Consider the following 11,689-nt stretch of genomic DNA (forward strand, 5'->3'; position numbering starts at 1 on the left):
CTGACCCGGTCAGGTCCCCGACGCGAAAGACGGTCCCTCATGACGCTCACGATTCCCGGCTTCGATCAGATCCGCCTGCCCGGTGCGGACGGTGTGGAGCTGGCAGCAGCGGTAGCCGGCAGCGGAAGCCCCGTCGTGCTGTTGCACGGTTTTCCCCAGACCCACCTGATGTGGCGGCACGTCGCCGAACGGCTCGCCGACGAGCACACGGTGATCTGTCCCGACCTGCGGGGCTACGGCGCCAGCGACAAGCCGGCGGCCACCGGCCCCGATGTGTACGCCAAACGCACCATGGCCGCCGACGTCGTGACCCTGGCGGCGGCCCTCGGCCACGAGCGCTTCGCCCTCGTGGGCCACGACAGGGGCGCCCTGGTCGCCTTCCGGGCGGGTCTTGACCACCCCGAGACCATCACGCACCTGGGCATCCTCGACATCGTGCCGACACTCGACATGTGGAACGTCCTGCACGGCACCTCGGCGGCGGTCGGCTACCACCTCTTCCTCATGGCGCAGCCGCCGGGCCTGCCGGAGGCGATGATCGCAGGCAGCGCGGACGCGTTCTTCGGATCGTTCTTCGACGCCTGGGCCAACGACCCGAGCAGCATGCCCGAGGAGGTACGTGCCGAGTACCTGCGCGCGAGCGCCGCGGCAGTGACGTCGATCGTCGCGGACTACCGGGCTTCGGCGGGCATCGACGTCATACATGACCAGGCGGACCTGGACGCCGGGTCGCAGCTTGCCATGCCCGTGACGGTCGTCCAGCAGGACTGGGGCGCACAGCTCGGCTACGACGCTGCCGGGGTGTGGCAGGCGTGGGCGCCGGACCTGGAGCACCGGCTGACCGGCGCCGGGCACTTCATGGCCGAAGAGGCACCCGACGAGATCGCAACCGTGATCCGGGGCCTGCTGGCCCGCTGATTCTCCTGCTCTCGGCTCGTCGGCCGGGCCGCGGTCGGGGCCGGCCGGGCCGTGACCCCGGCCGTGCGGCGGCCACCGCACGCGGCCGCACCGCGCCCCGCCGACGGCTACACCCGCTGGATGATCGTGGCCGTCGCCAGGGCGCCGCCCGCGCACATCGTCACCAGCGCCGTCTCCTTGTCACGGCGCTCCAGTTCGTGCAGGACCGTGGTGATCATCCGGGCGCCGGTCGCGCCGACCGGATGCCCCAGGGCGATCGCGCCGCCGTTGACGTTGACCTTCTCCAGGTCCTGGTCGAAGACCTGCGCCCAGCTCAGCACCACCGCGGCGAAGGCCTCGTTGATCTCGACCAGGTCGATGTCCTTCAGGCTCATGTCCGCCCGCCCGAGGACGGTACGGGTGGCGTCGATCGGGCCGTCGAGATGGAACCGGGGATCGGCACCGACCGCGGCCTGGGCCACGATCCGGGCGCGCGGCTTCAGCTTCAGCGCCCGGGCCGTCCGCTTGGACGCCCACATGATCGCCGCCGCGCCGTCGGAGATCTGGGAGGCCGTACCGGCCGTGTGGAGTGCGGTCGGCAGGACCGGTTTCAGTCCGGCCAGCGCCTCCATGCTGGTGTCGCGGAGCCCTTCGTCGCGGTCGACGAGCCGCCACATGCCGTGCCCCGCCGCCTGTTCGTCCTCGGTGGTGGGGACCTGCACCGCGTACGTCTCGCGTTTGAACCGCTCCTCGGCCCAGGCGGTGGCGGCCCGCTCCTGGGAGAGCAGCCCCATGGAGTCGACGCGTTCCCGGGTGAGCCCCCGGTGGCGGGCGATCCGCTCGGCCGCCTCGAACTGGTTGGGCAGGTCCACGTTCCACTCGTCGGGGAAGGGTTTGCCCGGCCCGTGTTTGGAGCCGCTGCCCAGCGGCACCCGTGACATCGCCTCGACGCCGCAGCTCACACCGATGTCGATGACCCCGGCCGCGATCATGTTCGCGACCATGTGGGAGGCCTGCTGCGAGGAGCCGCACTGGCAGTCGACGGTCGTCGCGGCCGTCTCGTACGGCAGGCCCACCGCGAGCCACGCGTTGCGCGCGGGATTCATGGACTGTTCTCCGGCGTGGGTGACCGTACCGCCGACGATCTGCTCCACGCAGTCCGGCTGGATACCGGTCCGGCCGAGGAGTTCGCGGTAGGTCTCCCCCAGCAGATAGGCCGGATGCAGATTGGCGAGGGCGCCCCCGCGCTTCCCGATGGGGGTCCGGACGGCTTCGACGATGACGGGTTCGGCGGCCATGGCTCGTCCTCTCCTATGGGCTGCGCGGACGGTCCCGGCGCCCGCGCAAGAACTAGTACGCGTTCTAGTTCTACCGTCAGTCTTATGGCCGTTACCCCGGGTACGCAAGGGCCTTGCAAGCCCTTGCTGCGCCCCCGCGAGACAACAGTTCCCGCCATGCCTCTTGCCTCTTCTAGAACTCGTTACTACCTTGCCGTCGGATTCTGATGCACCGTCAGATCACCTTGCGGGGAACGGAACCGCGGACGGCGCATCGCGAACGGGCCGCCGACCGGCCGGCGGGGGACCGCAGGCCGACCACCGGAGGACGGAACGGATCAGAGAACCGCGGATCAGAGAACCGGAGAGCTGCCGATGGCCCCCGTACCGTGTCCCCATCTGCCCGAGGGGTTCGACGTCACCGACCCCGACCTCCTCCAGTCACGCGTGCCGCACCCCGAGTTCGCCCTGCTGAGAAGAGTTGCCCCGGTGTCCTGGTGCGCCCAGCGGCACGGCGTGTCCGGGTTCGACGACGACGGCTACTGGGCGGTGACCCGGCACGCCGACGTCAAGTACGTCTCCACCCGTCCGGAGCTCTTCTCGTCCTGGACGAACACCGCGGTCATCCGTTTCAACGAGTCCATCCGGCGCGAGCAGATCGACGTCCAGCGGCTGATCATGCTGAATATGGACCCGCCCGAGCACACCCGGGTCCGGCAGATCGTGCAGCGCGGTTTCACGCCCCGCGCCGTCAACTCCCTCCGTACGGCGCTGCGGGAACGGGCGCTGAAGATCGTGGACGAGGCGGTCGCGCGCTCCCGCGACGGCGGCTCCTTCGACTTCGTGTCCAGCATCGCCGTCGAGCTGCCGCTCCAGGCCATCGCCGAGCTGATCGGCGTCCCGCAGGAGGACCGGTCGCAGATCTTCGACTGGTCGAACACCATGGCCTCGTACGACGACCCCGAGTTCGCCGTCACGGAGGAGGCGGGCATCCGGGCGTCGATGGACTTCCTCTCGTACGCGATGAACCTCGCCGCCGCCCGCAAGGAGTGCCCGGCGCAGGACATCGTCACCCAGCTGGTCGCGGCCGGGGACGCGGGCAATCTCTCCAACGACGAGTTCGGCTTCTTCGTGATCCTGCTGGCCGTCGCGGGGAACGAGACCACCCGCAATGCGATCACCCACGGGATGCACGCCTTCCTCAGCCACCCCGAACAGTGGGAGCTGTACCGGCGCGAGCGCCCGGCGACGACCGCCGAGGAGATCGTCCGCTGGGCCACACCGATCGTCTCGTTCCAGCGGACCGCCACACAGGACGTGGAGCTGGGCGGGCAGCGGATCCGGAAGGGCGACCGGGTGGGTCTCTTCTACTCCTCGGCCAACAACGACCCGGAGGTCTTCGAGGACCCCGAGGCCTTCGACATCACCCGCGACCCCAATCCGCATCTGGGCTTCGGCGGCGGCGGACCGCACTTCTGCCTGGGGAAGTCGCTGGCGGTGATGGAGATCGACCTGATCTTCAACGCGATCGCGGACGCGCTGCCCGGGCTGAAACTCGCGGGTGAGCCGCGCAGGCTCCGGTCCGCCTGGCTGAACGGCGTCAAGGAACTGCGGGTGACCACGGGCGCCTGAGCCCACCGCGCGAACCCGCGCCGGTGCGGCGCGGGCCCCGTCCCCGGGCCCGCGCCACCCTCGGCGCCGTACCACCGCACGACAACGACCCCGCGCCACCCTCGGCGCCGTACCGCCGTACGAGAACGGCCCCGGGACGCGGACCAGGTGTCCGCGTCCCGGGGCCGTCCCGGCGCCCGGCCGCCGCGCGGCCGGGCGTACTTCCGTCAGGTCGCCGACTTCTGGGCGACGGCCGTACCGCCCCCGCCGTCCTCCGGCGCCTTCGCGTCCTCGGCCACCGGCTTCTTCTCCATGCCTCCGGAGGCGCCCGCGGCGCTCTCCGCCGAGGTCCGGGCGGCGGGTACGGAGACTCTCGTGGTCACGGCACCGGCGGGCACGGCATCCCCTTCCCCGGCACCGGCCTTCGGCAGCAGCGACCGCCGTCCCGAGAGGACGTACGTCAGCCCGAAGCCGGTGCCGACCACGATCGCGCCGCCCACCGCGTCCAGGATCCAGTGGTTCGCGCTGGCCACGATCACGTACAGCGTGATCAGCGGGTGCAGCAGCCCCAGCGCCTTCATCCACAGCTTGGGCGCCAGCATCACGACCACCACACCGCACCACAGCGACCAGCCGAAGTGCAGCGACGGCATCGCCGCGTACTGGTTGGTGACCGCGGTCATCGCCCCGAACTCGGGGTTCGAGAGGTCCTGCGTCCCATGGACCGTGTCGACGAAGCCCATGCCCGGCATCAGCCGCGGCGGCGCCAGCGGATAGAGCCAGAAGCCCACCAGCGCCAGCAGGGTCGCGAAGGCCAACGACGCCCGCGCCCAGCGGTAGTCGGTGGGGCGGCGGATGTAGAGGACCGCGAGGATCGCCAGCGGCACCGGGAAGTGGAAGGAGGTGTAGTAGAAGCTGAGGAAGTCCGTCAGCCACTCCGCCTTCACCGCAGCCTGGTTGATCCCGTGCTCGATGTCGATGCCGAGCGCCTGCTCGATGGAGGCGATCTGCCGCCCGTGCTCCTCGGCGGTCGCCGTGGACGCGGTCGCGGCCAGCCGGATCTTGGAGTAGATCGCGTAACCGACCCGGATCGCCACCAGCTCCAGCAGCAGGTTGGGACGGCTCAGCGCCCGCTTCCAGAACGGCAGCAGCGGCACCCACCGCCAGCGGGAGTCCGGGGGCGTGACATAGCTGGTCGGCAGGGGTCTGCGGAAATGCGGATCCGTACGGGACAGGAACGGTACGGCGCAGGCGGCGGCCAGCGCCGCGATCAGGATCGCGTTCTCGCGCACCGGCTGCAGCACCGCCATGTTCGGCAGCAGCATCTTGCTGGGGAGCGTCACCACGAACACGGTCAGAACCGGCCAGAGCATCCGGTCCGCGGCCTTCTTGCCGACCCGGCCGACGACGGCCAGCAGCAGCCACAGCAGCTGGTGCTGCCAGGTGGTGGGCGAGACGGCGACGGCGACACAGCCGGTGATCGCGACGGCGAGCAGCAGCTGCCCGTCGCGGGCGTAGCGGACCGCGCGGCGCAGTCCGAACCAGGTCACGGCGGCGGCCAGGGCCAGATAGAGCGCGATCTCCAGCGGGCCTTCGAGGCCGAGGCGGAGCAGCGCGCCGTGGAGGGACTGGTTGGCGAGCCCGTCGGGACGGCTGCTGAGCCCGGCACCCGCGACGTGCTGAATCCAGTACGTCCACGAGTCACCGGCCATCGCCGCCCAGGCCACGGCCGTACAGGCGGCGAAGGTCGCGGCGGAGGTCACCGCGGCGCGGCGGCGGCCGGTGAACCAGAGCAGCGGAACGAAGAGCAGGACCGTGGGCTGGAGCGCCGCGGCGATGCCGATGAGCGCCCCGGAAGCGCGTTCGCCCCGGGCGACGAAACAGCCCAGGAGGACCAGGAGGACCGGGATGATGCTGGTCTGGCCCAGGTAGAAGCTGTTGCGCACGGGCAGCGAGAGCATCAGCAGGCTGATCGCGAAGGGCGCGGCGAGCAGCGCGCTGCGGCGGGACACCGGGCCGGGCAGCGCCCGGGCGACGATCAGGCCTATCCCGACGACGAGCAGCAGGGTGGCGAAGGTCCAGGCCACGCCGAGGCTCTGTTCGGCGCCGCGGGTGAGCGGTTTCAGCACCAGCCCGGCGAAGGGTGTGCCGGTGAAGAGGTCGGTCTCGTAGAGCGACCCCTTGACGTGCAGCACGCCCTCGGGACCGATCCACTTTTCGAGGTCGATGAGCCGCTCGCCGGGCGGCTCGCGCAGGACCACCGCCAGTTGCCGTACGGCGAGTACGGCGGCCAGTAGCCACAGTGCGGCCCTGGCCGCGCTCATCCTGGTGGCGGCCCCCTTCGCGGTATCACTTCCGCGCACGCTGTGCTCCGCGTTCGCCACGTCCCGCCGCGCCTCCCTTTCATCCCGTTGATCCAGAAACACCGGTGTTCTCCGGTCCGGCGACCGCCTCCACCTGCCGAAAAGGTGACGGGTGCCCGAAGAAGCCTCGCATTGCCCGTTGAGTGAGACTCGGGCAACCCCCTCTTTGCCTGACTGTCGCCCGGTTTTGTTCGGATGTCCGGCCGGACATCCAGGGGAGGGCCCGCCCGGGGAAGATACAAGACCTTCGCCCCGGCCATCCGTGCCGCTTATCACGCCACAGCGGCCGGGATACGCCCCGGGGCCCTAGGTTGGGGCATATGACCGACGCACATCAGCACGAAGCACGCGGAGCACACGGAGCACACGGAGAGCGCGTGGCGCGCGGAGCGCACGAGGCAGAGGCGCGCTGGAGCGCCGTCGACGGCTATCTGACGGATCTGCTGGCTCCGGAGGACGAGGCACTGACGCGGGCGCTGGAGGCGAGCGACGCGGCGGGGCTGCCCCGGATCGCGGTCGCCCCGAACCAGGGGAAGCTGCTGCAGCTGCTGGCACGCGCCATGGGCGCCCGAACGGTTCTGGAGATCGGCACCCTGGGTGGCTACAGCACGATCTGGCTGGCCAGGGCGCTACCGGAGGGCGGCAGGCTGATCTCCCTTGAGTACGACGAGCGGCATGCGGAGGTGGCGCGGGCGAATCTGGCCCGGGCCGGTCTGGACGCGATCGCCGAAGTACGGACGGGTCCGGCGCTGGAGACGCTGCCGAAGCTGGCGGCGGAGCCGGGCGCGGGCCCGTTCGACCTGTTCTTCATCGACGCGGACAAGGTGAACAATCCCCGCTATGTGAGCTGGGCACTGGAGCTGTCCCGGCCGGGGAGCGTGATCGTGGTGGACAACGTGGTACGCGGCGGGGCGATCACCGACGCGGATGCGCAGGATCCCTCCGTCCGGGGGACGCGCGAGATGTTCGAGCTGGTGGCGCGGGAGCCGAGGCTGGACGGGACGGCGTTCCAGACCGTGGGCACGAAGGGGTGGGACGGTCTGCTGGTGGCCCGCGTGGTGGAGTGAGGCGGTCCGGAGCGGTAGGTCAGGGGTACGGGTCCCGGGGGCTCAGCACCGTACCCCTGGCGGGATCCGGACCCCGGGCCCGGGACAACACTCAGGTTCGGACATCTGTTCTTGCACAGCAGACGTCGGCGGTCACCCGGTGATAGGCCGGGCACACGGGCACGGCGCGGACCGGTGACGACCCCGGACCGCCGTACGAGAAGGGCCGGGCGGTACGGTCGAGACTCCCTAGAGGTCCCTCTCTGCGAAGGATGTCCCGTGGCAAGCGTCGTGAAGATCAACGTTCTGACGGTCCCCGCCGAACAGCGCGAAGTGCTGGAGAAGCGGTTCGCGGCCCGCGCCGGATCGGTGGAGAACTCCGACGGCTTCGAATGGTTCGAGCTGCTGCGCCCGCTGGAGGGCACCGACCAGTACCTCGTGTACACGAGGTGGCGTTCCGAGAAGGATTTCGAGGCGTGGATGGCCGGTTCGATGCGCGGCGCCCACAAGCCCGCAGAAGGCGATCAGGGCGGCGAGCAGCCGAAGCCCGCGGCCACCGGCTCCACCCTCTGGTCCTTCGAGGTCGTCCAGTCGGCGGGCCCCAAGCAGTCCGACGAGAGCTGAGCCCCCGCCGGCCTCCCGGTTTCCGCGGCACCGCCCCGCCGCCGCCTCAGCTCTCCGACGGCGGCGGTGGGGTCTTCGGCGGCCACGGCGGAGGTGCGTGGTCCCCCCGGGCCTCGGCACCGCCCGGCCGCTCCTGGTCGGAGCCGCACAGCTCCGCACTCAGCTCCTGCACCAGCTGCACCAGGTCGGTGGGCCGGTCGGGCCCCCACCAGTCCCCCAGCAGCTCGGCCAGCGACTCCTCCCGCGCCTTCGCGAGTTTCACCGCGGTCCCGAGCCCCTGCTCCGTCAGCAAGAGCTGGACGCCCTCCCGGTCCGCGAGCCTCCGCTCCTCCAGTTGCCGGGCCGCGTCGGTGATCACATGCAGCGGTACGGGGGTGGTGTCGGCCAGCAGCCCCGGCTCCACGGTCCCGTGCCGCCGGATCCGCAGCAGCAGCCAGCTCGCCGCGGGCAGGAGGTCGTACCCCGCCCTGGCGGTGATCGTCTCGTAGATATGCCGCCGCCCCTCGCGGGAGCCCAGGACGGACAGCGCCCGGGCCGCCTCCTCGTGGGACGAGCGCTCCACCGGATTGGAGGCGAGCGTCTGACTGGGGTCGGGCGCGGTGACCGAGCCCCGCAGCTTGTCCTCCCGCAGGAACCAGGAGATCACGAACGCCAGCAGGACGACGGGGACGGCGTAGAGGAAGACGTCCGTGATCGCGGAGGCGAAGGCGTGCAGCACCGGCCCGCGCAGTGCGGGCGGCAGCTGGGCGATCGCCTGGGGATCGGCCGCCAGTTCGGCGGCCCCGGCGCCCGGCGGCACCGGCCGGCCGGCCAGCACGGCGGAGAGCTTGTCGTTGAGCCCGTTGGAGAAGATCGTGCCGAAGATGGCGACGCCGAAGGAGGCTCCGATGGAGCGGAAGAAGGTGGCGCCGGAGGTGGCGACGCCGAGGTCCTCGTACCGTACGGAGTTCTGCACCACCAGCACGAGGACCTGCATCACCAGGCCGAGCCCGAAGCCGAAGACGAAGAAGTAGAGGCTGATCTCCCAGTCGGGGCTGAACTCGGTCAGCCGGTGGAGCAGGAGCAGACCGACCGCGGTGATGCCGGTGCCCAGGACCGGGAACACCTTCCAGCGGCCGGTACGGCTGACGAGCTGCCCGGAACCGGTGGAGGCGATCAGCAGCCCGAGGACCATCGGCAGCATGTGCACACCGGACAGCGTCGGGCTCACCCCCCGGACGACCTGGAGGAAGGTCGGCAGGAAGGTCATCGCCCCGAACATCGCGAAGCCGATGACGAAGCTGATCACCGAGACGAGTGTGAAGGTGCGGATCCGGAAGAGATGCGGCGGCAGAACGGGTTCGGCGGCCCGGAACTCGACGAAGACGAACCAGACCAGCAGGACGGCGCCGATGACGGACAGGCCGATGATCTGCGGCGAACCCCAGGCCCAGGTGGTGCCGCCGAGGGACGCCACCAGAACGAAGGCGGTGGCGACGGCGGCGATGAGGAAGGTGCCCAGATAGTCGATGGTGTGACGGGTGGGGCGGGCGGGGATGCGGAGCACGGCGGCGATGACGACGAGGGCGACAGCGCCGATCGGGAGATTGATGTAGAAGACCCAGCGCCAGCTCAGATGCTCCGTGAAGAAGCCCCCCAGCAGGGGGCCGAGGATGCTGCTGGCGCCGAAGACCGCACCGAACAGGCCCTGGTAGCGGCCGCGCTCCCGGGGCGGCACGATATCGCCGACGATCGCCATCGACAGCACCATCAGCCCGCCGCCGCCCAGCCCCTGGAGCGCCCGGAAGCCGATGAGCTGCGGCATGTTCTGGGCGACCCCGCAGAGCGCGGAGCCGATCAGGAAGATCACGATCGCGGTCTGGAAGAGCTTTTTACGGCCGTACTGGTCGCCGAGCTTGCCCCAGAGCGGGGTCGCGGCGGTGGAGGCCAGCAGATAGGCCGTGACCACCCACGACAGATGTTCCAGCCCGCCCAGTTCGCTGACGATGGTCGGCAGGGCGGTGGAGACGATGGTCTGGTCGAGCGCGGCGAGCAGCATGCCGAGCAGCAGCGCGCCGATGGCGAGCAGGACGCCGCGCCGGTCCTTGATCTCGCCCGGCGCCGGGCCGGCGGCGTCCGTGCGCACCTGTTCCTGTGCCATACGGGTCTCCTCGCATCCGGAACCCGGCGACGGTCACACCCTGACCCGCCTCTCCTATAGTGGGGCGAATAGGCCATTACGGCCCGCCGAGCGGAAGAGGGTGGCACTTTCGGCCATCGCTTTGTATCATGATTGAACAAAGTGGCTCCGCCCGTCTCCCTGACCGGTGGGCGGAGCCACCTTGATCCATCGGTGCGGATCCATCGGTGCGCGGCCGCACACCACCTCCGTGCGCCCCGTCGGCCCCCCGCCCGTACCCACTACGTCCTCACACGCCCCGCAGTGCGCCGCTGCCCTGCCAGGTCGGTCCAGGCCTCTGCACCTCGCCGCAGGAGTACGCCCATGCAGGCCACCGCCCTCACCGCCCGAGCCCTCCTCCTCGACATGGACGGCACCCTCGTCAACTCCGACGCCGTCGTCGAGCGCGTCTGGCGGGAATGGGCCGTCGGATACGGGCTCGACCCCGATGCGACGCTGAAGGTCGTCCACGGGCGCCAGGGGTACGCGACGATGGCGGAGCTGCTGCCCGACCGCCCGATGGCCGAGAACTACGCGGAGAACGCGGTACTGCTGGCCCGCGAGACGGCCGATGTCGAGGGAGTCGTCCCCATACCCGGCGCCCCCGCCTTCCTCGCCGCCCTCGCCGGACTCCCCCACGCCCTGGTGACCTCCGCGGACACGGCCCTGGCCACGGCCAGGATGGGAGCGGCGGGACTGCCGATGCCGGAGGTGCGGATCACCGCGGAGTGCGTCGGCGCCAGCAAGCCCGACCCCGAGGGCTTCCTCAAGGGCGCGGCCGAGCTGGGCTTCGCCCCCGGCGACTGCATCGCCTTCGAGGACTCCGCGGCGGGCATCGAGTCCGCCCGTGCCGCCGGGATGCGGGTCGTCGGCATCGGCCCGCGCGCCCTGGCCCTCGGCCCCGATCTGCACGTGGACGATCTGACGCGGATCGACGTCACGGCCGGCCCTGACGGCTGGATCCGGGTACGGAGCCTCTGAGCCCACTGCCGGGTACGGGTGCGGGCGACCCGCGCCCGTACCGGAAATCCACTCACGTACGGAGGCCGGGCCGCGGTCCGGTCCGGCCTCCGTACGCCCCGTATCAGCCGGTGATGGCCTCGTAGAAGCTGAATCCGGCCAGGACCATCATCAGCGTGGCCGCGATCTTGGTGATCAGCTTCAGCGGTACGTACTTCATCAGCGTCCGGCCGCCGAGGATGCCCAGACCGGCCACGGCCCACAGCGCCAGCACGGCGCCGAGCCCGACCGAGAGCGGGTTGTCGTAACGGGCCGCGAGGTTCGCCGTCATGATCTGGGTCAGATCGCCGAACTCCGCGACGAGGATCAGCATGAAGCCCGCCCCGGACACCTTCCAGAAGGACTGGTCCTCGGGCGGCTTGATGGACTCCTCGTCGTCGTCGGACTTCCTCAGCAGCAGCACCAGCGCACCGGCCAGGAACAGCGCACCCACCACGCCCTGCACCAGCCGGTGCGGCAGCAGGGTGAGCACGCTGCCCGCGGCGATCGCGAGCGCGACATGGACGGCGAAGGCGGCGGCGACGCCGGCGAAGACGTAGGAGGCGCGGTAGCGCGTGCCGAGCATCAGCCCGGCCAGCGCGGTCTTGTCGGGGAGTTCCGCCAGGAAGACGACGCCGAAGGTGATCGCCATAACGGTGAAGCTGATCACGGGTGGGGTTCCTCAATCGGTCGGGCTGTCCGCGCCGAGAGACC

The 11,689-nt window shown here is 70.7% G+C and carries 9 protein-coding genes; 5 read left to right on the plus strand and 4 right to left on the minus strand.

The window, feature by feature from the left end; all coding sequences use genetic code 11:
• Positions 1-39 precede the first annotated feature (39 nt).
• The gene (locus B7R87_RS08215; RefSeq protein WP_006349518.1) at positions 40-918 is read left to right on the plus strand and encodes an alpha/beta fold hydrolase; all 879 of its coding nucleotides are present in this window, start codon (positions 40-42) and stop codon (positions 916-918) included.
• A gap of 107 nt (positions 919-1,025) precedes the next feature.
• On the opposite strand, the gene B7R87_RS08220 is transcribed toward B7R87_RS08215, so the two are convergent.
• The gene (locus tag B7R87_RS08220) at positions 1,026-2,195 is read right to left on the minus strand and encodes a steroid 3-ketoacyl-CoA thiolase (RefSeq protein WP_006349517.1); all 1,170 of its coding nucleotides are present in this window, start codon (positions 2,193-2,195) and stop codon (positions 1,026-1,028) included.
• 354 nt (positions 2,196-2,549) lie between these two features.
• Here B7R87_RS08220 and B7R87_RS08225 point away from each other — a divergent pair, with 354 nt between their 5' ends.
• Entirely contained in the window at positions 2,550-3,806 is a 1,257-nt protein-coding gene (locus B7R87_RS08225; protein WP_006349516.1) for a cytochrome P450, read from the plus strand.
• Positions 3,807-4,012: 206 nt separating this feature from the next.
• On the opposite strand, the gene B7R87_RS08230 is transcribed toward B7R87_RS08225, so the two are convergent.
• Entirely contained in the window at positions 4,013-6,109 is a 2,097-nt protein-coding gene (locus B7R87_RS08230) for a bifunctional glycosyltransferase 87/phosphatase PAP2 family protein (protein WP_045853105.1), read from the minus strand.
• Positions 6,110-6,525: 416 nt separating this feature from the next.
• On the opposite strand from B7R87_RS08230, the gene B7R87_RS08235 reads away from it, so the two are divergent.
• Together B7R87_RS08235 and B7R87_RS08240 are read left to right on the plus strand one after the other, a co-directional pair.
• Positions 6,526-7,215, plus strand: coding sequence for an O-methyltransferase (locus B7R87_RS08235; RefSeq protein WP_006349514.1), 690 nt, complete (start codon positions 6,526-6,528; stop codon positions 7,213-7,215).
• 258 nt (positions 7,216-7,473) lie between these two features.
• The gene (locus B7R87_RS08240; protein WP_040916413.1) at positions 7,474-7,818 is read left to right on the plus strand and encodes an antibiotic biosynthesis monooxygenase family protein; all 345 of its coding nucleotides are present in this window, start codon (positions 7,474-7,476) and stop codon (positions 7,816-7,818) included.
• A 46-nt stretch (positions 7,819-7,864) separates the two neighbouring features.
• Here B7R87_RS08240 and B7R87_RS08245 read toward each other — a convergent pair whose 3' ends face one another.
• On the minus strand, positions 7,865-9,958 hold the full coding sequence (locus tag B7R87_RS08245; protein ID WP_006349512.1) for an MDR family MFS transporter: 2,094 nt from the start codon (positions 9,956-9,958) through the stop codon (positions 7,865-7,867).
• Between the two features lie 342 nt (positions 9,959-10,300).
• Between B7R87_RS08245 and B7R87_RS08250 the strand changes: the two genes are divergently transcribed.
• Entirely contained in the window at positions 10,301-10,957 is a 657-nt protein-coding gene (locus tag B7R87_RS08250; protein ID WP_006349511.1) for an HAD-IA family hydrolase, read from the plus strand.
• 103 nt (positions 10,958-11,060) lie between these two features.
• On the opposite strand, the gene B7R87_RS08255 is transcribed toward B7R87_RS08250, so the two are convergent.
• On the minus strand, positions 11,061-11,645 hold the full coding sequence (locus B7R87_RS08255) for a TMEM165/GDT1 family protein (RefSeq protein WP_006349510.1): 585 nt from the start codon (positions 11,643-11,645) through the stop codon (positions 11,061-11,063).
• Positions 11,646-11,689: the final 44 nt, after the last annotated feature.

The sequence above is a fragment of the Streptomyces tsukubensis genome (assembly GCF_003932715.1).
Classification (GTDB): Bacteria; Actinomycetota; Actinomycetes; order Streptomycetales; family Streptomycetaceae; genus Streptomyces; species Streptomyces tsukubensis.

Excerpts from the sequence above, each read along its gene's own strand:
- B7R87_RS08215 (WP_006349518.1), top strand. The coding sequence starts at position 40 with ATGACGCTCACGATTCCCGGCTTCGATCAGATCCGCCTGCCCGGTGCG.
- B7R87_RS08220 (WP_006349517.1), bottom strand. The coding sequence starts at position 2,195 with ATGGCCGCCGAACCCGTCATCGTCGAAGCCGTCCGGACCCCCATCGGG.
- B7R87_RS08225 (WP_006349516.1), top strand. The coding sequence starts at position 2,550 with ATGGCCCCCGTACCGTGTCCCCATCTGCCCGAGGGGTTCGACGTCACC.
- B7R87_RS08230 (WP_045853105.1), bottom strand. The coding sequence starts at position 6,109 with ATGAGCGCGGCCAGGGCCGCACTGTGGCTACTGGCCGCCGTACTCGCC.
- B7R87_RS08245 (WP_006349512.1), bottom strand. The coding sequence starts at position 9,958 with ATGGCACAGGAACAGGTGCGCACGGACGCCGCCGGCCCGGCGCCGGGC.
- B7R87_RS08250 (WP_006349511.1), top strand. The coding sequence starts at position 10,301 with ATGCAGGCCACCGCCCTCACCGCCCGAGCCCTCCTCCTCGACATGGAC.